Raw genomic sequence first — 21735 nt, 5'->3', positions numbered from 1 at the left:
AACCCGGGGGGCGATCTCTGCGTCTAGTGGGCCAGGGCGGCCGACGGACGCGCCCGAGGACACCGTAAAGTGTCACGACCTGTCCACCGGACGCCGTGACGAGAAGGGGGAGGCGATCGGATGCCGCACGCCGACATAGCTGGCGTGGAGGCGACGCCTCGACCCCGCCTGCGCTGGTGGACCGAGTTGCCGCTGATCCTGCTGGTGTACGCCTGCTACTCGGCGGGCCGCCTGCTCGCCCGGGGCGACGTCAGTACGGCCGTCGACCACGGCCTGGCGATCCTGGACATCGAGAAGGCGCTGTTCCTCAACGCGGAGCACCCCCTCAACCGGCTCTTCACGCGCGAGCCCTGGATCGGCGTCCCGGCCGACTTCTGGTACGCGTCGCTGCACTACCTGGTCACGCCGGTGATCCTGGTCTGGCTGTTCCGGTCCCGTGCCGTGCGCTACCGCGCGGCCCGCACCTGGCTGATGACGTCGACCTTCATCGGCCTGATCGGATTCACGCTGCTCCCCACCTGCCCGCCCCGGCTGCTGGCCGATCGCCACGGCTTCGTGGACACGATGGCCCAGTACAGCTCGTACGGGTGGTGGGGCGGCGAGGCGAGCGCCCCCCGCGGCATGGGCGGCATGACCAACCAGTACGCCGCCATGCCGAGCCTGCACGTCGGCTGGTCCCTGTGGTGCGGGGTCATGCTGTGGCGGTACGGCGGCACGCGCCTGGCGAAGACGGCCGCCGTCGCCTACCCGCTGATCACCACGATCGTGGTCATGGGTACCGCCAACCACTACTTCCTCGACGCGGTCGCCGGCGCCGCCGTGATGGGCGTGGGGCTGCTGCTGACGCCGTACGTGCTGCGGGCCGCCGAGCGCGTGCGCTCCCGGTACGCCACGCGGCGCGCGGTCACCTCCGCCGCCTCCGCCACGGCGGTCCCGGGCGACGCCCCCGTCCCGGTTGTCAGTGCCGGATGCCAGACTTCCGCGGGTGAGCGAATTCCACGGCAGCGCGAGTCCCGGTTCGGATCCGGAGCCGAGCCGAGTGCCGCCCCCCAGGACGCGGGGGACGGCGCTCCGGCACCGGCTCGCTGAGCTGCGCGGTCCCGACGTCCCGGCCAAGGCGCTGGACGCCCGGGCCCTGGCGGCCCTCGCCGCCAACCCGGGCTGCAGACGGCGCGCCCTCCTGGACGGCGCCGGGGTGAACAAGGCGGCGCTGGCCGATGCGCTGGGCGCGCCGTCGGCCTTCGGCCAGTCGCAGTTCGCCTTCACCCGGGGGAACGCCTTCGAGGCGAAGGTGAAGGCGGACGGCGGCGCGGAGCTGCTGCGGCTGGTGCACGAGAAGCTGGACCGCCGCGCCGAGCCCCCCGCCCGCGCGCGGGTGCCCGAGCTCGCCGCGACCGGCCCCGAGGGGCGGAGGGCCCGTACGGAGCTGGAGCTGCGCGAGGCCGGCGAGGCGCGCGGCGAGTGGACCCTGCTCGACCACCCGATGCTCGCGCTGGACGTGGCCGGGTCGCCCGCCTTCCTGGAGCCGGACGCGGTCGTCGTGCACCCGGACGGCAGCTGGACCGTCGTGGAGATCAAGTCGTTCCCGATGCTGGACGGCTCGGCGGACCCCGCGAAGGTCGGCGCGGCGGCCCGTCAGGCCGCGGTGTACGTGCTGGCCCTGGAGGAGGCCGCCGCCCGCCTCGGCGCGGGCGGGGTGGAGGTCCCGAGGGTGCGCCATCGCGTCCTCCTCGTCTGCCCGAAGGACTTCTCCAACCTGCCCACCGCCGCCGCCGTGGACGTCCGCAAGCAGCGCGCGGTGACCGCCCGCCAGCTGGCCCGCCTCACCCGCATCGAGGACATCGCGGCCGCGCTGCCGGAGGGCACCTGCTTCTCGCCCGAGCTGCCCGCCCCCGAGCTGACGGCCGCCGTCGAGTCCGTCCCGGCGAGCTACGCGCCGGAGTGCCTGTCCGCGTGCGAGCTGGCGTTCCACTGCCGGGCCCGCTCCCGCGCGTCCGGCGCGGTCACCTCGCTGGGCCGGTCGGTGCGGGCCGAGCTCGGCGGGCTCAGCACGGTCGAGGACGTCCTGTCGGCGGCCCGCGGCACGTCCGGCGACCCGGACGACCCGGCGGTCGCGGCCCTGCGCCGGGCGGCCCGGCTGCGGGCCGAGGCCCTCGCGGCGAAGGAGACGGTCCCGTGTCCCTGATCGCCACGCTCGCCCGGCTGGAGGCGGTCGAGTCCGGCCGCGCCCAGCCCGCCGCGACCGTGCGGCACCGGCATCTGTCCGACCGCCCGCTGGTCTTCGTCCCGCTCACCACCGCGGGCGAGGCCGGCGCCCCGCTCGGCGCCCTGGTCGGCACCGACCGGGACGCCCCGCACCTGCTGGCCGTGCCGCAGCCGCGCGACCGGGACCTGCGGTTCGCGTTCCTGGCCGAGCTGGCGGACATCGTCCTGCCGTACGTCGACGCCCACGCCGAGGCCGTGGAGGCGGCCGAGCGCACCGAGACCGACCCGGAGACCGGCAAGCGGGTCAAGGTCGAGGTGGACCTGTGCGCGGACGCCCCGCAGTTGATCGTGCCGAGCCGCGCGGGCGTCGACTTCGTCCGGCTGCTGGGCCGCTCGATGCGGTTCCGCCGGACGGCGGAGCAGGACCCGGAGGCCCCGTATCCGGCGCCGCCGCGCGTGCCGCTGCTCGGCCGGTGGCTGACCCACTTCGGCGAGCGGGCCCGGGTGCCCGGCTCCTCGCTGCTGCTGGCCATGACGGACGTCCTGGCCCGGCACTGGGTGACCGGCCAGTCCACGCTGGAGGACCAGCACCTGGGCGCGCTGCTCGCCTGGATCGACCCGCCCGGGGGCGGGTCCGGCGCCGAGGCGGCCCTGCGCGCCGAGCTCGGCCGGGACCGGGACGGCCAGTTGCTGTGCCCTCCGGCCGGCCCCGCCACCGACCCGGCGTTCGACAACAAGCTGCTGGCCCCGGCCATCGAGCGCTACGACCGCGCCCGTACCGCGCTCGCCGCCGCCGAGGACGGGCTGGAGGCCGACGACCGGCTCGGCGACCTCACCGCCGCCGAGCGCGAGATCCGCGCCCTCGTCGAGAGCCGGACCCTGCCCACCTGGGAAGCGGTGTGGCGGGGCCTCGACCGGCTGCGGGAGCTGCCCGAGGGCAGCCGGGTGGAGGAGCGGTGGACCCGCGACCGCTGGTCGTTCACCGGCCACCGCGACCGGGTGCTCGCCGGGGAGCCTCCGCAGCCGCGCCGCGACGACGCGGTGACCGCCGCCTCCAAGCTCGCCGCGCGCGAGCGCGAGCAGGCGCGCCTGGAAGCCCAGGAGGCGCTGGACGACCCGCTGGTGATGGCGGGGCGGCGGCTGGCCGGGGAGGCGTTCGCCGGCGAGGTCGTCGACGTGGTGATGGCGTACAGCGAGGGCAAGCGGCCGAGCCCGCGCCCGCTGGTGACCGTCCGCACCGAGGACCGGCCGCATCTGGGCGAGCGCGCCAAGGTGTTCCGTTCGCTGGGCGGGAAGCCGCAGTCGGCGGAGTTCGTCGGGTACGAGGGGGCCGTCGACGGGGGCGGCGACGTCCTGGTGGTGGTGCGGGTCCTGGACAAGATGGGCCGCGGCAAGGAGCCGGAGGAGGGCTCGGTGCCCGAGAAGGGCGACCGCCTGTGCTTCACGCTGTTCGAGCACGAGCAGCGGGGCGGGCCGAAACTGCCCGAGCCGGAGCACACACCGTGGACGCACGGCGGCCCGCCCGGGGAGCAGGTGCCCGAGGCCGCCGATCCGCTGACCGAGGAGGACGTCCTGTGACCGTCACGTTCGATCCGGGCGCCGCGGCGGCCGAGGCCACCGGGGCGATCCTCCGCGACACCCTGCACGGCACCGCGCGCGGCGTGGTGGTCGACTCCCCGCCCGGCGCCGGCAAGTCCACCCTCGTGGTGCGCGCGGCGCTGGAACTCGCCGAGGCGGGGCGCCCGTTGATGATCGTTGCGCAGACGAACGCGCAGGTGGACGACCTGGTGCTGTCGCTCGCCGCGAAGAACCCCGAGCTGCCCGTGGGCCGTCTGCACAGCAGTGACGCCGATCCGTACGACAAGGCGCTGGACGAGCATCCGCAGGTCCGCACGTCCGCGAAGGCGGGGGATCTCGCGGGGCTGCCGGTGGTCGTCTCAACGGCGGCCAAGTGGGGGCATGTGAAGACCGACGAGCCCTGGCCGCACGCGATCGTCGACGAGGCGTACCAGATGCGCTCGGACGCGCTGCTCGCCGTGGCCGGGCTGTTCGAGCGGGCGCTGTTCGTCGGTGACCCGGGCCAGCTGGACCCGTTCTCGATCGTGGGCGGTGAGCAGTGGGCGGGTCTGACGTACGACCCGTCGGCCTCCGCCGTCACCACGCTGCTGGCCCACAACCCCGACCTGCCCCAGCACCGGCTCCCGGTGTCGTGGCGGCTGCCGGCGTCCGCGGCACCCCTGGTCTCCGACGCCTTCTACCCGTACACGCCGTTCCGCAGCGGTACCGGTCCCGGCGACCGGCGGCTCTCCTTCGCCGTGGCGTCGGACGGCTCCGGCCCCGACCGGGTGATCGACGAGGCGGCCGTGTCGGGCTGGGGGCTGCTGGAGCTGCCCGCCCGGCACACCCCGCGCACGGACCCGGAGGCGGTGCGGGCGGTCGCCGCGGTGGTACGGCGCCTGCTGGACCGGGGCGGCGCGGCCACCTCGGAGCGCTCCCCCGACCCGGCGCCGCTGACGGCCGGCCGGATCGCGGTCGGCACGGCGCACCGGGACCAGGCGGCGGCGGTCCGCGCGGCACTGGCCGAGCTGGGGGTGAAGGACGTCACGGTCGACACCGCGAACCGCCTCCAGGGCCGGGAGTACGACGTGACGGTGGTCCTGCACCCGCTGTCCGGCCGCCCCGACGCCACGGCGTTCCACCTGGAGACGGGGCGCCTGTGCGTCCTGGCCTCCCGGCACCGGCACGCGTGCATCGTGGTGTGCCGGGCAGGCGTCGGGGAACTCCTGGACGACTACCCGTCCACGGAGCCGGTCCAGCTGGGCACGCTGGTGAAGTTCCCGGACGGCTGGGAGGCCAACCACGCGGTCCTCGCCCGCCTGGCGGAACACCGGGTGACCTGGCGCCCATGACACCCCCCGGCCCCACCCGGCACCCCATACCCGGCCCGCCCCACCGCCGCACACAGTCCGGCACCGCCGCCGGAGGCGGCCGAAGAACACAGCCCCGGACGGCTGGGAGGCCAACCACGCGGTCCTCGCCCGCCTGGCGGAACACCGGGTGACCTGGCGCCCATGACACCCCCCCGCCCCACCCGGCACCCCTGCCCGGCCAGTCCCACCGCCGCACACGGTCCGGCACCGCCGCCGGAGGCGGCCGAAGAGCACAGCCCCGGACGGCTGGGAGGCCGACCACGCGGTCCTCGCCCGCCTGGCGGAACACCGGGTGACCTGGCGGCCATGACACCCCCGCCCCACCCGGCACCCCATGCCCGGCCCGCCGCCCGGAACATCTCGCGCTCCCGCTGCCTTGAAGTGCGTGGAGTCGGCGGGCCGGGCTGCCCCGGCGCCCTCTTGCGCGGGCGCGGGACAATGGACGATGAACCGGTCCGCCGCGGTGCGCGCCCGCGAGGGTGGGTATCGGTACCGGGGACCGGTGACGTACGAGGAGGACACGACATGGCGGAGCCCACGCCGCACAGGAACGAACCGCGGCTACGCCCCGCGCCCCTGCTCTTCGAGCCCACCCAGGCGGCGGCCGACCCGGAGCACTTCTTCGACCTGGAGTCGATCGACGACCCGCGGGCCCTGCTGGCCCGGGCGACGGAGCTGACGCAGGCGTTCCGGGCGGCGACGGACCGCGCGATGGAGTTCCAGGCCATGGCGGCGGCCCAGCTCGCCGACCCGCGACGGTTCGACCGGCTCACGCCCGCCGACATCGCCGAGCGGGCCGAGTGGACCGAGGACTACGCCAAGAAGATGGTCGAGTTCGGCAGGGACCTGCTGCGCGGCGTGGAGGGCGCGGGGACCGTCGACCCCGTGTGACCTCGCCCCGGGCACCCCGACACGGCATATGCCAGGACGGCGCGCAAGATACCCGCTCGCGTCCTGCTCTGTCCCGCCTTTCGGCAACCCAGCGATACCGGGCGCTCACCATCGGTAGATGTAGACGGCATGAGCAGCACACCGGACGCACTCTTCCAGGACGACCGCTGCGACGTCACCGGGGTCACCCGCGACGGCGCCGCCTGGCTCGCCTCCGCAGGAACGTATCCGCGCAGCACGCTCACCCTCTGGCGGGAGCGCCCGCAGGCCCCCGTGGTCCTGCCGTGCGGCTCGGTCTTCGACGTCGTCAGCGCGCCCGCCGTCTTCGGGCGCCGCATGCTCGACCGGCTGTGGAACGAGGGCCCCGGCTCCGGGCCCGTGGCCGCCCATCGCGGCCGGCTGCTGATGTTCGCCGCGCCGGGCACCGCCCAGCGGCTGCCCTCCCTCCTGCGCTGGGAGGACTTCGGCCGTACGGAGGGCATCCCGCCCCTGCTGTGCCACGGCGCCGGCGACGCGGTGACCGTCCCCGCCGCGACCGACGCGCGCACGGCCGCCGGGGCCCCGCGCGACTCCCGCTGGCTGGTGGCGCCGGACACCCGTAATCCCTGGTTACCGGGCCCGGAGGTGCTCCTCTGGGCGGCCGTGCGGGCGGCCCGGGCGACCGTGCGGATATCGATTTTTCCCCACGCCGATCAGGGTGCTAAGGTCTACGACGTCAGCAGGCGCCGCTAGCTCAGTTGGTTAGAGCAGCTGACTCTTAATCAGCGGGTCCGGGGTTCGAGTCCCTGGCGGCGCACAGACAGTGATAAGCCCCTCGCGCGAGCGGGGGGCTTCTCGCATGCTCGGGGCACGCTGTCCGCACTCCCTCGGGCGTACCGGCCCACGCGGCGCGTTCGTGATCCGGTCGCGCGACCCCGGGCCGGGCGCGGGCGCTACCCCACTGTCGTGATCCTCACCGTCCACGCCCCCGAGACGGACCGCCCCTCCACCTCCACGCGCACACCGTCCTCCGGCACGGTGAAGCTCTCGCCCAGCCCGACGGGCGCGTCCGCGAGCGGCGGATACACGGACTCCTCCCAGCACGCCTCGCTCCCCGGATGGGCGTCCACCACCTCCACGGGCCCGCCGCCGGACTCGGTGTGGCTGCGCACCCGGTAGACGAGCACGCCCTCCCGGCACGCCTGGACGTCGTTGCCCGCCGGGCTGCGGACCTCGAAGGCCAGCGCGCTGTCGGCCCCGGTGCGCACGACCGCGAGCTTGACGCCGTTGCCCAGCCCGAACCCCGGCACCGTGCCGGGCGTGCCGGAGAACCCGGGCGCCCCGGCGGCTCCCACCGGCACCGGGACGCCCGCGCCGGCCGCCAGCGGCTCCAGGGTGAGCCGTGTCGAACGGGAGCCCATGCCCCGTACGCACACCACCTGCCGGGGGTCCAGCCAGCCCAGCTTCCACTTGTGCCAGGCGAACAGGTCGGGTGCCATCCCGAACTGGCTGCCCATCAGGTCCCAGTCCCCGACGTAGGTGTCCCAGTCGCCCTTGCCGTCCACCGGGCGGTGGTAGAGGTCCGGCAGGTCGAACACGTGGCCGGTCTCATGGGCGAGGACCAGGCGGTCCGGCGGATGGTTCTCGAAGACCGTGACGACCCGCCGGATGTCCGCGCCGTCGGCCCGCAGCGGCGTCTCCAGGTTGACGACCTTCGTGGCGTCGGAGTCGACGCCGGGCGCGTCCGGGTCGGCGACGAAGTACACGATGTCGTAGCGGGAGAAGTCCACCTCCCGGTCCGCCACGGCGAGCGCGTCCCGCAGATAGGCGGCCCGGTCGGCGGCCCGCCAGTCACGCTGTATGGCGTACGCCGTGGACGGCTTCGGCATGCGCAGCCAGTGCCCCATCGGATGGGCGCGCAGGCTGAACCTGCCGTAGGAGGCGCGCTCGAAGAAGTGGCTGGTGACCGGGAAGTGGTCGGCGGCCAGTTCGGCGGGCGTGGTCTGCGGCGGGGAGTCCGGGAAGGACAGGAACACCATCACCGCGTCCAGCTTCCGGGTGGGCTGCGGATAGGCGGCGTTCCAGGTGTCCAGGCCCTCGGAGTGGTGCGCGTCGGTGCGGGCCAGGGCGCAGGGCGCCGCGTCGAGCGGTTCGGCGGACGAGGGGCCCGCGATCAGCGAGGTGGCCGCGAGCGCCGACATGGTGGTGAACACCGCGGCGGTGCTGCGCAGTCGGCGCCGGTCCCGCGGCAGGCCCGTCCCAGGGAGCAGGGGGAACTGACGCGGCACGACGACCTCCGGGAGCGGTTCGCGGGACACCGCACCCAGCCTGTGTCGGATTGTCGTACTACGTCCTGTTGGGCTGCACCGGACGGGTGAGAGTGCTCAACAACCGCCAGGGCGACACCCCGGTTCGCTCACGGAACGTCACAACTGGTCGGGGACCCCAAGAAGCCGTCCATGTGCGGGCAGAAACGATCTGGCGCGAGCGCGGCCCGTGTGGGAACACTGGGCAGTAGGTGGAAGGCCCCTGAGCCAGCCTCTATGATCGGCACACTTTCCTGACACTTTCCTGCACGGACACGGCCCGGCGACCGGATCGCCACCCGGCCACCCATTCCGATGAGACCCATCCGAAGATCGAGTGCACTGCGGGAGCGAGCGGTGAGCGGAACGTCCGAAGGGCCGGCGCCCGCGGCAGACCTCATCCGGCCGGCCGTCACAGAGAGTGGTGAACAGCCGTCCCCCGGTACCGGCGGGCCGCCCTACGCCGCCGTCTTCCGCGCCGCGCCGCTGGCGATGGCGACGGTCGACCCCGAGGGCCTGGTGACCGGGGCCAACCCCAGCTTCGCCGACCTGCTCGGCACCGGGGCCGACGAGCTGGCGGGGTCGGTCGCCGCCGACCTGGTCGACCTCGCCTCCGACGCGCGCACCTGGCACGCGTACCGGGAGGTGCTGCGCGGCCGGCAGGCCGAACTGCGCTGCACGCGCCGCCTCAAGCACCCTGACGGGCGCTCGCTGTGGGCGCGGGTCACCGTCGCGCCGCTGCCCGGCGAGGAGTCCGCCGGGGTCCTGCTGTCCGTCGCCGACATCAGCGCCCACCGCGAACTCCAGGCGCGGCTGCGGCACTTGCAGATGCACGACCCGGTGACACGGCTGCCCAACCGGACCCTCTTCTTCGAACGGCTGTCGGCCGCGCTGGAGGTGGAGTCGTACGACGACAGCGGCAGCACCGGACGGATCGGCCTGTGCTACCTGGACCTCGACGGCTTCAAGGCGATCAACGACACCCTCGGGCACCGCATCGGCGACAAGCTGCTGGCCGCCGTCGCGGAACGGCTCACGCGCTGCGCCGAGGAGGCCGGGCGCAGCCGGTCGGTCCCGCCGCTGGTCGCGCGGCTCGGCGGTGACGAGTTCGCGCTGCTCGTGGAGGACTCGACCGGCACCGACCAACTGGCCGACCTCGCCGAGTCGTTGCTGGAGGCCGTGCGGGAGCCGTTCGACCTGCCCGGCCGGCGGCTGTCGGTGTCGGCGTCGATCGGCGTCGTGGAACGGCACGCGGCCGGCACCACGCCGACCGCCCTGATGCAGGCCGCCGACACCACCCTGTACTGGGCGAAAGCCGACGGCAAGGACCGCTGGACGCTCTTCGACCCCGAGCGCAGCGCGCACCTCATCACCCGGCAGGCGCTCGCCGCCACGCTCCGGCCGGCCATCGAGCGCGGGGAGTTCGCGCTGGAGTACCAGCCGCTGGTGAGCATGGAGGACGGTCGGCTGCGCGGGGTCGAGGCGCTGGTCCGCTGGAACCACCCGCAGTTCGGCGTCCTGCAGCCGAATCGGTTCATCGGGCTGGCGGAGGAGGACGGCTCGATCGTGCCGCTCGGCCGCTGGATCCTCGCGACGGCCTGCCGGCAGGCCGTCGACTGGCAGACCGCCCACCCCGGCGAACCGCCGATCTTCGTCAGCGTGAACGTGGCCGTGCGCCAGGTCTGGGACTCCGACCTGGTGACGGACGTGGCCCGGATCCTGGAGGAGACGCGTCTCGAACCCCGTCTGCTCCAGCTGGAACTGACCGAGTCGGCCGTGATGGGCTCCGCCGGACGGCCCCTGCGGGACCTGCAGGCGCTCAGCGACATGGGAGTGCGCATCGCCATCGACGACTTCGGCACGGGCTACTCGAACCTGGCGTATCTGAGCCGGCTGCCGGTGTCCGTGCTGAAGCTGGACGGCGCCTTCGTCCGGGGCTTCCAGTACGAGGGCGACGACACGGCGGCGGTGACGCCCAACCCGGCCGACGAGGTGGTGGTCGAGGCGATGATCCAGCTCGCCCACCGGCTGGGCCTGACGGTCACCGCGGAGTGCGTGGAGACGCTGGCGCAGGCCTCACGGCTGCGGCGGATCGGCTGTGACACCGGCCAGGGCTGGCTGTACTCCCGGCCGGTGTCCCCGGACCGCATCTCCGAGCTGCTCGGCGTCAAGGTCTGACGGAACGCGTCAGGCCGCCGGCAGCCCGTAGGCGTCGGCGATGAGTTCGTAGGAGCGCAGCCGGACGTCCATGCCGGGGGCATTGCTCGTGAGCATCAACTCGTCGGCACCGGTGCGCTTCTGGAGGTCGTTCAGTCCGGCGCGGACCTCATCGGGCGTGCCGTGGACGATGTCGGCGTTCCAGGAGTCGGCGAAGTCGCGTTCCATCTCGGTGAATTCGTAGCGCTCCGCCTCCTCCACCGAGGGGACGAGGCCGGGCCGGCCGGTGCGCAGCCGGATCATGCTGAGCGCGGCGGCCTTGAGCTGGCGCCGGGCCTCCTTCTCGTCGTCCGTGGCGAGCGTGCCGACGCCGATGAGCGCGTACGGCCGGTCGAGGAGGGCGGAGGGCCGGAAGGTCTCCCGGTACAGGTCGAGCGCCGGGACGGTGTTGCGCGCCGAGAAGTGGTGGGCGAAGGCGAACGGCAGGCCGAGGACGCCGGCGAGCCGGGCGCTGAACCCGGAGGAGCCGAGCAGCCAGACCGGCGGCCGGTGGGTGGACTGGACACCGCCGGGCGAGGTCCCCTGCACGGGGCCGGGGACGGCGTGGATCCGCCGGTAGGGGTGCCCGTCGGGGAAGTCGTCGTCGAGGAAGCGGATCAGTTCCGCGAGCTGCTCGGGGAAGTCGTCGGCGCCCTCGTTGAGGTGGTCCGTGCGGCGCAGGGCCGCCGCGGTGGCGCCGTCGGTGCCGGGCGCGCGCCCGAGGCCGAGGTCGACGCGCCCCGGCGCCAGCGCCTCCAGGGTGCCGAACTGCTCGGCGATGACCAGCGGCGCGTGGTTGGGGAGCATCACGCCGCCGGAGCCGAGGCGGATGCGCCCGGTGTGGGCGGCGAGGTGCGCGAGGATCACGGCCGGGGAGGAGGACGCCACGCCCGGCATGGAGTGGTGCTCGGCGACCCAGTAGCGGTGGAAGCCGCGCGACTCGGCCAGCCGGGACAGCTCGACGCTGGTGCGCAGGGCGTCGGTGGCGGTGTGGCCGGCGCTGACCGTGACGAGGTCCAGCACGGACAGCGGCGTCGGTGCCGTGCCGTGTGTCGTGCCCCGGATCCCGTCGGCCCCGGTGTCGTCTGCGGCCACGTCTTCCTCCTGCGTATCGCCGTGCGGTGTGCGTAGGGCGGTAACAGGAGGGGGTCTCCGCTTTATTCCCGGGCCCCGCGGCGGGCCGCCGGACGGGTCACACCTGCACGATCGGCTCCCGGGTGAACAGCGTGCCGAGGGCCGGAGCGTTCACCCGGCGGTCGGTGAGCCGCAGCGCCTCCCAGACGGTGACCTGGTTGGCGGTGAGAACCGGCTTGCCGAGCGTCTCCTCCAGGGCGGGGACGTGGGAGGCGGTGTGCAGGGCGGTGTCCGGCAGGAGGACCGCCTCGGCGTCGGCGTGGTCGGCCTCCCGCGCCAGCGCGAACAGCTCCTTCTCCCCCCAGGTCGCGACCTCGGCCGCGGTGGCGGCCCCGGCGCCGCGCACCGCGACGACGTCCGCGCCGCCGGCCCGGAGGAACTGGGCGAAGAGCCCCGCCACCTCGTCCGGGTAGGTCGCGCCGACCGCCACCCGGTGCACCCCGAGCTCACGCATGGCGTGCACGAAGGCGAACGACGTCGACGACGCAGGCATGCCCGCCGCCTGGGCCAGGGAGCGCACCTGGTCGTGGGCGCCCTCCCAGCCGTACACGAAGCTGCCGCTGGTGCACGCCCATACGACCGCCTCGGCACCGGTGAGCCGCAGCTCCTCGATGCCCGAGGCCAGCTGCTCGGCGGACCCCGTCCTCAGCGGCGCGTCCACCCGGTGCGCGTCCTCACCGATGTCGGTGTGCACCACGTCGAGCCGGATGTCGCTGGCGAGCAACTGCTCGACGCGCGGGTAGTCGTCCTCGGCGAAGTGGCCCGGGTAGAGGAATCCCAGTGCGGTCATGTCGGCCTTTCTGCTGGTCGGTGCTCACGTCGGGCTGCTACTGCTGTTCCTGTTCGGGCACGTCCGGCACGTCCGGGAGGACCTGGCCGCCACGCGCCGCCGGATCGATCAGCGCCTGATACGGTCCCACCGCGCGGGTACCCAACCGGCGCAGCGCAGCCCACATCGTCACCTGGTTGGCCGAGATCACCGGTATGCGCAGCTCCGCCTCCAGCTGCGGGAGCGTGGGTGGGCAGGTTGGTGCAGCTGATGAACAGCGCGTCGGGCGCGGCGCGCACGGCCCGGCGGGCCATCTCGGCCACCTCCCGGTACGGCACCTTCCCGATGTGCCGGGTCAGCCCCATGTACGCGCACCCCGCGACGGTGAACCCGGCCTCCGCCACGTACTCCTCCAGGGCCCGTGTCACCGAGTCGGTGTACGGCGTCACCAGCGCCACCCGGCGGACCCGCAGCTCGGTCAGCGCCTCCAGCAGCGCCCCGGAGGTGGTCACCGCGGGCACCGCGCCGGCCCGGGTCATGGCCTCGCACAGCGCCCGCTCGCCGCGTTGCGGGCGGGGTCCGCCGAGGACGGAGAGGTCCATGGCGTCCATGGCGGGCACCGTCCTCACTACGAGACACGGCTGATCAACGGACCGTGCGTGCACCCGTGTTGACGAAGGTAGGTTCGGGTGCGAGCGTGGTCAAACCTCGCATGTCAGACGGTCCGTACCCGCACGTGGACCCCGCGCGACCGCACCCGCGCCCTCCCAGGAGCCGGCCCTCGGCCCCCGCCGCCTCACACCTCCGGAGAAGCGACCCCGCATGACCCCACCCGTCCCGTCCGCGTCCCGGCCCACACTCCTCGTGCTCGACGCGGACCCCCCGCCCCGCCTGGGCCGTCTCACCGGACGGGTCCGGGTCGAGCACGCGGACGCCGGCACGCTCGCCGCCCGGCTCCCGCAGGCGGACGTCCTGCTCGTCTGGGACTTCACCTCGCACGCCGTGCGCCACGCCTGGCCCGGCGAGGGACCCCGGCCGCGCTGGGTGCACACCGCGAGCGCGGGCGTGGACCATCTGATGTGCCCGGAGCTCACCGCGTCCGACACCGTGGTCACCAACGCGCGCGGGATCTTCGACCAGCCGATCGCCGAGTACGTGGCCGCGCTGGTGCTGGCGATGGCCAAGGACCTGCCGCGGACCCTGGACCTCCAGCGCGCCCGGGAGTGGCGGCACCGCGAGGGGCAGCAGGTGGCGGGCACCCGCGCCTGTGTCGTCGGGTCCGGTCCCATCGGCCGGGCGATCACCCGCACCCTGAAGGCGCTGGACGTCACGACCGCGCTGGTGGGCCGCGTCCCGCGGACCGGCATCCACGGCCCCGAGGACCTCGACCGGCTGATCGCGCGCGCCGACTGGGTGATCGCGGCGGCACCGCTGACCGAGCAGACCCGCGGCATGTTCGACCTGAGGCGCTTCGGCGTCATGCAGCCCTCGGCCCGGTTCATCAACGTCGGGCGGGGGCAGCTCGTCGTCACGGAGGCGCTGGCCGAGGCGCTGGCGAAACGCTGGATCGCGGGGGCGGCGCTCGACGTCTTCGAGCACGAACCCCTCGGCCCGGACAGCCCGTTGTGGCAGGCGCCCGGGCTGCTCGTCTCGCCGCACATGAGCGGGGACACGGTGGGCTGGCGCGATCGGCTCGGCGCCCAGTTCGTGGAGTTGTACGAGCGCTGGGAGGCGGGCAGACCGCTGCTGAACGTGGTGGACAAACGGCGCGGGTACGTCCCCGGACGCTGAACCGCGCACGGACCCGAGCCTGGAGGGCGCATGACGGACCTCGCCGGACTGACCGCCGTACAACTCCTCGACGGATACCGCACCGGGCGGTTCGACCCGGTCGACGCGACCCGCGCCGCGCTGGAGCGGGCCGAGCGGCTCCAGCCACGGGTCACGCGTTCGTCCGGCTGACGGCCGAGGATGCTCTCGCGCGGGCCGCCGAGGCCGCACGGCGGTGGCGGCACGGCACACCGGCCGGGCCGCTGGACGGTGTGCCGGTCACGGTGAAGGACATCCTGCTGATGCGGGGCACGCCGACGCTGCGCGGCTCCCGGACGGTCCCGGAGCGGGGCCGCTGGGACGAGGACGCGCCGTCGGTGGCCCGGTTGCGCGAGCAGGGCGCCGTGTTCCTCGGCAAGACGACCACGCCCGAGTTCGGCGGGTCAGAGCCTGCGGAAGCGCAGTGACTCCCCCGCGGCCCCCGAGCGCCACAGGTCGTTGCAGCCCTCGGCCATCCGCTCCAGACCGTCCACGACCCGGCCCCAGACGATGCCGGGCACCCAGCCGACGTCACCGTTGAGCAGCAGCGGCTCCGACGGGGCGAGGGGCGGGAAGAGTGCGTAGACCTCGTTTCGCGCGTACTTGGCGTGGTACACGTCGCCCGACAGGGGCCGCGCGTCCCAGACGGCGGCACAGGTACGCGGACGCGGTCGTCCAGGAGCTCGGCCCTGCAGTGAATACCGCGTTCGACCAGCGACACCTCGATGAACCAGTCATGGGTTCCAGGGTGCATACTCCGCATGGTCTCGGGTAGCCGCGCCGCCATGGCTCCACCTAATGGGAACGACAGAGACACCTCGGGGACCACACGCCGGTCGCTGCTCGCGGGGGTGGCGGCGCTCGGTGGGCTGGGGGCCGCGGGCTGCTCACGCGTGGCCACGGCGTCGACGAAGCACGGCGGTGACCTGCTCGAACGGCTGCGTGCGGCGGGCGTGGTCCGGCTCGGCATCGCCGGTGAGATCCCCTTCGGATACATCGACAGGAACGGCGAACTGACCGGCGAGGCGCCTGAGTTGGCGCGTGTCATCTTCCAGCGGCTGGGCGTCGGCCGGGTCCAGCCGGTCCCCACGGAGTTCGGCTCGCTCATACCCGGCCTGAACTCCCAGCAGTTCGACGTCGTCGCGGCCGGGATGTACGTCAACCCCGAGCGCTGCGAGCAGGTCATCTTCTCCGACCCCGACTACCAGATGCTCGACTCCTTCATCGTGCGCAAGGGCAACCCGATGGGCCTGCGCGACTACAAGGACGTCGTCGAGAAGAAGGCCAGGTTCGCCACCGGCACCGGCTACGCGGAGATCGCGTACGCCGTCGAGGCCGGGTACGAGGAGAGCGATATCCTGATCGTCCCCGACCAGGTCGCCGGCCTGAACGCCGTCGAGGCCGGACGGGTCGACGTCTTCGCCGGGACCGCGCTGACCACCCGCGAGGTGGTGAAGAGGTCCTCCAAGGCGGAGGCCACGGAACCCTTCAAGCCGCTCGTGGACGGCCAACCGCACGTCGACGGCGGCGCGTTCGCGTTCCGGCCCACCGAGACCAAGCTCCGGGACGCCTTCAACCGCGAACTGGCCGAGCTCAAGAAGAGCGGTGAACTGCTCCGCATCCTGAAGCCCTTCGGTTTCACCGAGGACGAGATGACGGATCTGACCGCGAAGGAGCTGTGCGGCGGATGACCTCAGGACTCTGGGAACTCGTACTCAAGGGCATATGGGTCACGGTCCAGCTGCTCGTCCTCAGCGCGCTGCTGGCGACCGCCGTGTCCTTCGTGGTCGGCATCGCGCGCACGCACCGGCTCAAGGTCGTGCGTTTCCTGGCGGGCTTCTACACCGAGGTGTTCCGCGGGACCTCGGCGCTGGTGATGATCTTCTGGGTGTTCTTCGTGCTGCCGCCCGCCTTCGGCTGGCAGCTGGTGCCGCTGTGGGCGGGTACCCTCGCCCTCGGCCTGACCTACGGCGCCTACGGCTCGGAGATCGTGCGCGGTGCCCTCGGCGCGGTCGACCCGGCCCAGCGCGAGGGCGGGATCGCGCTCAGCTTCACACCCTGGCAGCGGATGAGGCTCATCCTGCTGCCGCAGGCCGTGCCGGAGATGATCCCGCCGTTCTCCAACCTGCTCGTGGAGCTGCTGAAGGGCACCGCCCTGGTGTCGATCATGGGCATGGGCGACCTTGCGTTCAGCGGCAACCTGGTGCGCCTCGCGCTCCAGGAGAGCGCGGAGATCTACACCTACATCCTGCTCATCTACTTCCTGATCGCCTTCCTGCTCACCCGGACGATGCGCGGACTGGAGAAGCGGCTGAAGGCCGGGGTCGGCAGGGCGCCGAAGAAGGAGACCGCCGCCGTGCGCGTGCCCGAGGGAAGTGGTGTCTCGTGAAGTGGGACTGGAGCGCCGTCTCCGACTTCATGCCGTACTTCTGGGACGGACTGCTGGTCACCCTGCAGATCCTGGTCCTGGGCTCGCTGATCTCCTTCGCGCTGGGACTGGTGTGGGCGCTGCTCATGCGGGTGCCCACGCGCTGGGTGACCTGGCCGGTGGGCGCCGTCACGGAGTTCGTCCGCAACACCCCGCTGCTGGTGCAGCTGTTCTTCCTCTTCTACGTGCTGCCCGAGTGGGGGATCACCGCCTCGGCGCTGACCACCGGCGTCTTCGCCATCGGGCTGCACTACTCGACGTACACCATGCAGGTCTACCGGGCCGGGATCGAGGCCGTGCCGGTGGGCCAGTGGGAGGCGGCGACGGCGCTGAACCTGCCGCTGCGCCGCACGTGGACCGTGGTGATCCTGCCGCAGGCCGTCCGCCGGGTGGTGCCCGCGCTCGGCAACTACGTCATCTCGATGCTGAAGGACACGCCCCTGCTGATGGCGATCACCGTGCTGGAGATGCTCGGCGAGGCACGGCTGTTCGCCCAGCAGAACTTCCAGTTCACCGAGCCCCTGACGGTGATCGGCGTTGCCTTCATCGTCATCTCCTACCTGGCCTCCCTTGCCCTGCGAGCCCTGGAGCGACGCCTTGTCCACTGACACCCACGCCCCGTTCGAGAAGAAGCCCGAGCGCGCCCGGGACGACGCGGCCCCGCGCGGCACCGGCGAACTGATCCGCCTGGAGCAGGTCACCAAGCGGTTCGGCGACCACACCGTCCTGGACCACCTGGACTTCTCCGTGGACGCCGGCAAGCACGTCACCCTCATCGGCCCGTCCGGATCGGGCAAGACCACGATCCTGCGGCTGCTGATGACCCTGCTGAAGCCGGACGAGGGCCGGATCACCGTCGACGGGGACCAGCTGTATCCGGCCGGCGAGAAGCAGGTCCGGGAGATCCGCAAGAAGATCGGGATGGTCTTCCAGCAGTTCAACCTGTTCCCGAACATGACCGTGCTGCGGAACATCACCGAGGCCCCGGTCACTGTCCTCGGCATGTCCAAGGACGAGGCGGAGGCGCGGGCGCGGGAGCTGCTGGAGATGGTGGGCCTGACCGACAAGCGCGACGCCCGCCCGACGCAGCTGTCCGGCGGTCAGCAGCAGCGGGTGGCGATCGCACGGGCCCTGGCCATGCGGCCGCAGGTGCTGCTGCTCGACGAGGTGACGTCGGCGCTCGACCCGGAGCTGGTCGCGGGCGTCCTCGACGTGCTGCGGGACATCGCGCGCAGCACGGACATCACCATGCTCTGCGTGACGCACGAGATGAACTTCGCCCGGGACATCTCCGACCAGGTCATGATGTTCGACTCCGGCCGGGTGATCGAGTCCGGCAGCCCGGAGAAGATCTTCAACGACCCCGAGAACGAGCGCACGCGGGAGTTCCTCGGCGCTGTCCTGTGACGTCGCCCGGTCCCATGACGGTGGCATGTGCCAGTGTGTCGATGCCGCAGTTGAGGGCACCGGAATCTCGTCAACGACCGCTCGACACGGTCCCCTTGGCCGCTATCGTGAAGGGGACCGGACCAGACCCGCATCGGGAAGCACTGTGCGACCGCAGGGGGGACCGTGGCGCTGCAGCACGAGCCGAGGACGCCGTACCACGCGGCACAGGGCGCCCTGCGCGTCCTGGAGACCGTGGTCCGTCACGGCACCGGAGTCACCGGCACCGAGCTCGCCCGGCAGACCGGCATCGGCCCGGAGCGCCTGACCGGCCTCCTGCGGATGCTGCGCCGGGAGGAGTACGTCGAGCAGGTGACGGACGGGGCGTACGTCGCCGGGGAGGCGCTGGCCCGCCTCGGCTCCGCGGAGAGCCGGGCGCGGGCGCTGCGGGAGAACCTGCAGCGCACCCTGGACCGGTTGCGCGACTCGGTCGGCGCGGCCGTCTACGTCAGCCGGTACGTCGACGGGGAGATCCGCATCGACCAGTTCGCCGCCGGCCCGGCCACCCCCGTGGTCAACGAGTGGGTCGACTTCCGCTACTCGGCGCACGCCACGGCGATCGGCAAGAGCCTGCTCGGGCAGCTCGACCACAACGGGCGGCGCGACCATCTGTCCCGGCACAAGATGGCCCGGCTCACCTCGCGCACGATCACCAGCGACAAGGTGCTGCTGTCCCGCCTGGAGTCCCAGCCGCCGACGGTCCCGCACCTCGACCTGCAGGAGTACGCGGTGGGCACGGTCTGCGCGGCCGTGCCGATCACGGCCGGTTCGTCCGTCGGCTGCCTGGCCCTGTCGCTCCCGGTACGCCACGCCCACCGGCTCCGCCAGGCGGCGGACGCCCTCAACCGGAACGCGGCACCGGTACTCCTGTCCCTGGCGATCTAGGTCCCGGGCGGGTGGTCAGAAGCACCCCTCCGGACCGGGTAGTATTTTCTTCGTCGCCAGCCGCGGGAGCAGTGAGAACGCGGTCGGCGTGAGTCATGCGCCGCTAGCTCAGTTGGTTAGAGCAGCTGACTCTTAATCAGCGGGTCCGGGGTTCGAGTCCCTGGCGGCGCACACCGGAAGGGCCTCTCGTGGGAGCGAGGGGCCCTTCGACATGTGCGGATTGCCCTGATTCTCACGGCGTCATCGTGACCCCGTCGATGACCACCGTGTCGCCGGTCTCGCCCGTGTTCCCGCCGGAGCCGAACTCGGCCGACATCCCGTGGTACGTGATCATGAAGGCGACGCAGATCACCGCGGCCGCGCCGAGGACGGCCAGGACGCCGAGGGTGGATGCCGCCAGCCCGGCGCGTCCCGGCCTGCGTGCCGTGGCGGCGACCCGGGCGCCCTCCGTGTAGTGGACGGTGACGATGTCGCCCTCCACCGTGGTCGCCGGGCCGTCCTCCTCCTCGAAGCGGATGACGCGGCCGTCACGCGCGGTGAACTCGTACACGTGGTGCAGCGTCGTGTGCACGGAGGTGTCGCGCCCGCCGCCGTGCGTCGTCGTGAACGTCCGCAGACAGCGGCCCTCGGCCGTCAGCCCGCTGTTCCAGGCGGCGCGGATCTGCCACGAGCGGCGGGTCACGCGGAACCCGATGAAGAGCACGACGGCCAGGATCAGGCAGGGCACGACATAGAAGATCGCATCCATGATGAAGGTCCCCCGAGGTCACGGCCGGCCTCGAACGGCCGGCGTGGCAGGAACCTACCCACGCCGGCCGGGACACTGACTCAAGGGAACCTCAGAAGGTGACGTCCGAGCACGCGTAGAACGCGTTGCCGGTGTCCGCGATCGTCCACACCGCGAGGATCACGTGGTGGCCGCTCAGCCCGGTCGGCAGCCGGCCGCTGTGCGAGAGCGTGGACGGCGGGCGCTGGCCGTTGTACGGGACCGTGAAGAACGGCGTCAGGTTGAGGTCGGAGCGGGACAGGTTGTGGTTCTGGTTCCAGCCCTGCTTGGTGACGTAGTACCGGAAGTCGGTCGTGGCGTGCATGGCCGTGAACTGCCAGCGGAACGTGTAGTTCTGACCGCCGGTGACCTTGGTGGTGGGCCAGGCGGCCCCGGACGGCGTCTTCGGCGCGCTCAGCTGGCTGAACTGGCCGAGTCCGCCGTTGCAGATCTGCCCGTCGGCAGGTCCGCCGCCGGGGAAGCCCTTCGGGCCCTCGACGCTCTGCGGCTCCCACTGGATGGACCCGCAGTTGGCGACAGTGCCGTTCTGACACAGCTTCTGGCGGCTGACGGGGAGGTCGGTGTACCCGTGCCCGCTCGCACCCTGGGTGGACAGGGCGAGAGCTCCGGCCGTGGTGAGTCCGAGCGCGGCGGCGTACAGCTTGGTCCTTCTGCGCATACTGCTGCTCCTGGGAACGTGGGGGAAGTTCGACGAGCTTGCAGGTCTAGACCAAGCCCCAGATTATTGCTGACGCTTGAACATGTCCATACCAATAGCGGGCTCTGTTCGACACCCCGTCAGCCGGCCGTCTCGCCCCGCCCCGCGCAGAACGCCACCGTCAGGTCCTTCACCAGCGCCTTGCGTTCGTAGTCGTCCAGGTCGACCAGGCCCCGCGTGGTCAGCCGGGTCACCGTGTCCTCCACCGAGTCCACGACCGAGGTGAGCACGGTCGCCCGGTTCTGGGCGTCCAGCACGGCGATCCGGCGCCGGTTCATGGCCGCGGCCACCTCGGGGGCGTACTCCACCCGCAGCGGCCGGACCGAGAACACCTCGAGCCCCACCGCCCCGGCGTCCCGCACCACCAGCCGGGTCAGCGCGTCCCCGGACGCCTCCACCGCGCCCCGGGAGGCGCCCGGCATCTCCACCGGGACCCGGGCCAGCGCCGCCTCCACGCATTCGCGCAGATACGACTCGTGGTCCTCGACCGCGAGCGTGGCCCGCGCGGTGTCCCGTACCCGCCACACCACCAGGACGACCGCCCGCAGCGCGACCCCGCTGCCGTCGGCCGCCTGCATCGGCTCGCTGCGCCAGTGCCGCAGCCGTACGTCGACCCGGCGGCGCAGCAGCAGCGGGTTGACCCACAGCAGACCGGTGCGCCGTACGGTCCCCCGGTAGCGGCCGAACAGCCCCAGCACCCAGGCCCCGCCGGTCCGCCCGCGCGCCAGCCCGCCGAAGCCGAACAGGCCGAGCGCCCCGGCACCGGTGTACGCCGCCCACTGCGGCGGTCCGAGCCCGGCCCCGGCCGACGCCTGGAGTCCCAGCGCGTGCACGGCCGCCGCGGGCAGCACCCCCGCCCACCACGAGGTGACCAGCGCCCCGGCCGCCGCGCACACTCCGGCGATCAGGCCGACCGCGCCCGGCAGCACCCGGGCGGGCCGCTCCACCAGCTCCGGGTCGACCCGGAGGTCGGGCCGGGGCTTCGGCTGCACCGGCCGGCGCACCCGGGGCTGCTCCCCGGTGCCCTGCCGGCGGGCCACGACCGTCGGGCGCAGCGGCACCGGCACCGGATCCGGTTCGTCGCGGAAGAGCAGATGGACGGGGATCTCGGTGGTCGCCTCGTTCTGGATCAGCCGTGCGGGCCGCACGGGGGCCTTGGCCGGCCCGTCGAGCCCGTCGAGCCCGTCGGGCTCCGGGGTGTGGGAAGTGGTCGTGGTCATGCGTTGCCTCCAGCCTCCGCGCCAGATGCGTCACAGGGGATGAGGGTGCGGCG

The 21735-nt window shown here is 73.0% G+C and carries 19 protein-coding genes, 2 tRNA genes and 3 pseudogenes; 16 read left to right on the top strand and 8 right to left on the bottom strand.

What is annotated here, in order from left to right; genetic code table 11:
* Nucleotides 1-120: 120 nt before the first annotated feature.
* The 7 genes from ABZ899_RS00700 to ABZ899_RS00670 all read left to right on the top strand — a co-directional run bounded on the left by ABZ899_RS00700 (nucleotide 121) and on the right by ABZ899_RS00670 (nucleotide 6822).
* Nucleotides 121-1089 (top strand): phosphatase PAP2 family protein, encoded by a 969-nt coding sequence (locus ABZ899_RS00700; RefSeq protein ID WP_361338738.1) that lies wholly within the window; start codon nucleotides 121-123, stop codon nucleotides 1087-1089.
* A complete protein-coding gene (locus ABZ899_RS00695; protein ID WP_361338735.1) occupies nucleotides 1040-2185 on the top strand; it encodes a hypothetical protein in 1146 nt (381 codons plus the stop codon). Before ABZ899_RS00700 ends, ABZ899_RS00695 begins: the two co-directional genes overlap by 50 nt.
* Nucleotides 2176-3783: a hypothetical protein gene (locus tag ABZ899_RS00690; RefSeq protein WP_361338733.1), complete on the top strand. Its 1608-nt coding sequence runs from the start codon at nucleotides 2176-2178 to the stop codon at nucleotides 3781-3783. Before ABZ899_RS00695 ends, ABZ899_RS00690 begins: the two co-directional genes overlap by 10 nt.
* Nucleotides 3780-5114: an AAA domain-containing protein gene (locus ABZ899_RS00685; RefSeq protein WP_361338731.1), complete on the top strand. Its 1335-nt coding sequence runs from the start codon at nucleotides 3780-3782 to the stop codon at nucleotides 5112-5114. Before ABZ899_RS00690 ends, ABZ899_RS00685 begins: the two co-directional genes overlap by 4 nt.
* 546 nt (nucleotides 5115-5660) lie before the next feature.
* On the top strand, nucleotides 5661-6026 hold the full coding sequence (locus tag ABZ899_RS00680; RefSeq protein ID WP_361338729.1) for a hypothetical protein: 366 nt from the start codon (nucleotides 5661-5663) through the stop codon (nucleotides 6024-6026).
* Between the two features lie 129 nt (nucleotides 6027-6155).
* Nucleotides 6156-6758, top strand: a complete 603-nt coding sequence (locus ABZ899_RS00675) for a bifunctional DNA primase/polymerase (RefSeq protein ID WP_361338726.1) — start codon at nucleotides 6156-6158, stop codon at nucleotides 6756-6758.
* A tRNA-Lys gene (locus ABZ899_RS00670) sits at nucleotides 6749-6822 on the top strand. The genes ABZ899_RS00675 and ABZ899_RS00670 overlap by 10 nt, the downstream gene beginning before the upstream one ends.
* A 136-nt stretch (nucleotides 6823-6958) precedes the next feature.
* Here the strand turns inward: ABZ899_RS00670 and ABZ899_RS00665 are convergent.
* Nucleotides 6959-8323: a M6 family metalloprotease domain-containing protein gene (locus tag ABZ899_RS00665; protein ID WP_361338723.1), complete on the bottom strand. Its 1365-nt coding sequence runs from the start codon at nucleotides 8321-8323 to the stop codon at nucleotides 6959-6961.
* A 345-nt stretch (nucleotides 8324-8668) separates the two neighbouring features.
* Between ABZ899_RS00665 and ABZ899_RS00660 the strand changes: the two genes are divergently transcribed.
* A complete protein-coding gene (locus tag ABZ899_RS00660; protein WP_361338720.1) occupies nucleotides 8669-10489 on the top strand; it encodes an EAL domain-containing protein in 1821 nt (606 codons plus the stop codon).
* Nucleotides 10490-10498: 9 nt separating this feature from the next.
* Here ABZ899_RS00660 and ABZ899_RS00655 read toward each other — a convergent pair whose 3' ends face one another.
* The 3 genes and pseudogenes from ABZ899_RS00655 to ABZ899_RS00645 all read right to left on the bottom strand — a co-directional run.
* Nucleotides 10499-11602 (bottom strand): LLM class flavin-dependent oxidoreductase, encoded by a 1104-nt coding sequence (locus ABZ899_RS00655; protein ID WP_361338717.1) that lies wholly within the window; start codon nucleotides 11600-11602, stop codon nucleotides 10499-10501.
* Between the two features lie 97 nt (nucleotides 11603-11699).
* Nucleotides 11700-12431 (bottom strand): decarboxylase, encoded by a 732-nt coding sequence (locus ABZ899_RS00650; protein WP_361338714.1) that lies wholly within the window; start codon nucleotides 12429-12431, stop codon nucleotides 11700-11702.
* A 37-nt stretch (nucleotides 12432-12468) separates the two neighbouring features.
* A pseudogene (locus ABZ899_RS00645) lies at nucleotides 12469-12973 on the bottom strand (aspartate/glutamate racemase family protein); the annotation flags it as partial.
* A 259-nt stretch (nucleotides 12974-13232) separates the two neighbouring features.
* Here ABZ899_RS00645 and ABZ899_RS00640 point away from each other — a divergent pair.
* The gene (locus tag ABZ899_RS00640; protein WP_361338712.1) at nucleotides 13233-14201 is read left to right on the top strand and encodes a D-2-hydroxyacid dehydrogenase; all 969 of its coding nucleotides are present in this window, start codon (nucleotides 13233-13235) and stop codon (nucleotides 14199-14201) included.
* A 30-nt stretch (nucleotides 14202-14231) separates the two neighbouring features.
* Nucleotides 14232-14620, top strand: a pseudogene (locus ABZ899_RS00635) (amidase family protein); the annotation flags it as partial.
* A gap of 3 nt (nucleotides 14621-14623) precedes the next feature.
* Here ABZ899_RS00635 and ABZ899_RS00630 read toward each other — a convergent pair.
* Nucleotides 14624-14973, bottom strand: a pseudogene (locus ABZ899_RS00630) (DUF3830 family protein).
* Between the two features lie 31 nt (nucleotides 14974-15004).
* Between ABZ899_RS00630 and ehuB the strand changes: the two are divergent.
* From ehuB to ABZ899_RS00600, 6 genes are all read left to right on the top strand, one after another.
* Complete coding sequence (ehuB, locus tag ABZ899_RS00625; protein WP_361338709.1) at nucleotides 15005-15910, top strand: ectoine/hydroxyectoine ABC transporter substrate-binding protein EhuB; 906 nt, start codon at nucleotides 15005-15007, stop codon at nucleotides 15908-15910.
* On the top strand, nucleotides 15907-16608 hold the full coding sequence (gene ehuC, locus ABZ899_RS00620; RefSeq protein ID WP_361338706.1) for an ectoine/hydroxyectoine ABC transporter permease subunit EhuC: 702 nt from the start codon (nucleotides 15907-15909) through the stop codon (nucleotides 16606-16608). The genes ehuB and ehuC overlap by 4 nt, the downstream gene beginning before the upstream one ends.
* Nucleotides 16605-17255: an ectoine/hydroxyectoine ABC transporter permease subunit EhuD gene (gene ehuD, locus ABZ899_RS00615; RefSeq protein ID WP_086870787.1), complete on the top strand. Its 651-nt coding sequence runs from the start codon at nucleotides 16605-16607 to the stop codon at nucleotides 17253-17255. Before ehuC ends, ehuD begins: the two co-directional genes overlap by 4 nt.
* Nucleotides 17245-18054 carry an ectoine/hydroxyectoine ABC transporter ATP-binding protein EhuA gene (ehuA, locus tag ABZ899_RS00610; protein ID WP_361338703.1) on the top strand — a complete coding sequence of 270 codons (810 nt, stop codon included), beginning with the start codon at nucleotides 17245-17247 and terminating at the stop codon, nucleotides 18052-18054. Before ehuD ends, ehuA begins: the two co-directional genes overlap by 11 nt.
* Before the next feature lie 165 nt (nucleotides 18055-18219).
* Nucleotides 18220-18978, top strand: a complete 759-nt coding sequence (locus tag ABZ899_RS00605) for an IclR family transcriptional regulator C-terminal domain-containing protein (protein WP_361338700.1) — start codon at nucleotides 18220-18222, stop codon at nucleotides 18976-18978.
* A gap of 97 nt (nucleotides 18979-19075) precedes the next feature.
* Nucleotides 19076-19149: transfer RNA gene (locus ABZ899_RS00600), tRNA-Lys, on the top strand.
* A 61-nt stretch (nucleotides 19150-19210) separates the two neighbouring features.
* On the opposite strand, the gene ABZ899_RS00595 is transcribed toward ABZ899_RS00600, so the two are convergent.
* From ABZ899_RS00595 to ABZ899_RS00585, 3 genes are all read right to left on the bottom strand, one after another.
* Complete coding sequence (locus ABZ899_RS00595) at nucleotides 19211-19726, bottom strand: DUF3592 domain-containing protein (protein WP_361338698.1); 516 nt, start codon at nucleotides 19724-19726, stop codon at nucleotides 19211-19213.
* 91 nt (nucleotides 19727-19817) lie between these two features.
* Nucleotides 19818-20423, bottom strand: a complete 606-nt coding sequence (locus ABZ899_RS00590) for a lytic polysaccharide monooxygenase (protein WP_361338695.1) — start codon at nucleotides 20421-20423, stop codon at nucleotides 19818-19820.
* Nucleotides 20424-20542: 119 nt separating this feature from the next.
* The gene (locus ABZ899_RS00585; protein WP_361338693.1) at nucleotides 20543-21682 is read right to left on the bottom strand and encodes an SPFH domain-containing protein; all 1140 of its coding nucleotides are present in this window, start codon (nucleotides 21680-21682) and stop codon (nucleotides 20543-20545) included.
* Nucleotides 21683-21735: the final 53 nt, after the last annotated feature.

It is taken from the genome of Streptomyces sp. NPDC046859, from assembly GCF_040645135.1.
In the GTDB taxonomy this organism is placed as follows: domain Bacteria; phylum Actinomycetota; class Actinomycetes; order Streptomycetales; family Streptomycetaceae; genus Streptomyces.
The sequence above is the reverse complement of the archived record's forward strand: the minus strand, read 5'-3'. Positions and strand labels throughout refer to the sequence as shown.

Bases quoted from the DNA above. Each gene is read 5' to 3' on its own strand.
- ehuC (WP_361338706.1), top strand. From the start codon at position 15,907: ATGACCTCAGGACTCTGGGAACTCGTACTCAAGGGCATATGGGTCACG.
- ABZ899_RS00700 (WP_361338738.1), top strand. From the start codon at position 121: ATGCCGCACGCCGACATAGCTGGCGTGGAGGCGACGCCTCGACCCCGC.
- ABZ899_RS00585 (WP_361338693.1), bottom strand. From the start codon at position 21,682: ATGACCACGACCACTTCCCACACCCCGGAGCCCGACGGGCTCGACGGG.
- ABZ899_RS00675 (WP_361338726.1), top strand. From the start codon at position 6,156: ATGAGCAGCACACCGGACGCACTCTTCCAGGACGACCGCTGCGACGTC.
- ehuB (WP_361338709.1), top strand. From the start codon at position 15,005: ATGGCTCCACCTAATGGGAACGACAGAGACACCTCGGGGACCACACGC.
- ABZ899_RS00680 (WP_361338729.1), top strand. From the start codon at position 5,661: ATGGCGGAGCCCACGCCGCACAGGAACGAACCGCGGCTACGCCCCGCG.
- ABZ899_RS00650 (WP_361338714.1), bottom strand. From the start codon at position 12,431: ATGACCGCACTGGGATTCCTCTACCCGGGCCACTTCGCCGAGGACGAC.
- ABZ899_RS00640 (WP_361338712.1), top strand. From the start codon at position 13,233: ATGACCCCACCCGTCCCGTCCGCGTCCCGGCCCACACTCCTCGTGCTC.
- ABZ899_RS00595 (WP_361338698.1), bottom strand. From the start codon at position 19,726: ATGGATGCGATCTTCTATGTCGTGCCCTGCCTGATCCTGGCCGTCGTG.
- ABZ899_RS00590 (WP_361338695.1), bottom strand. From the start codon at position 20,423: ATGCGCAGAAGGACCAAGCTGTACGCCGCCGCGCTCGGACTCACCACG.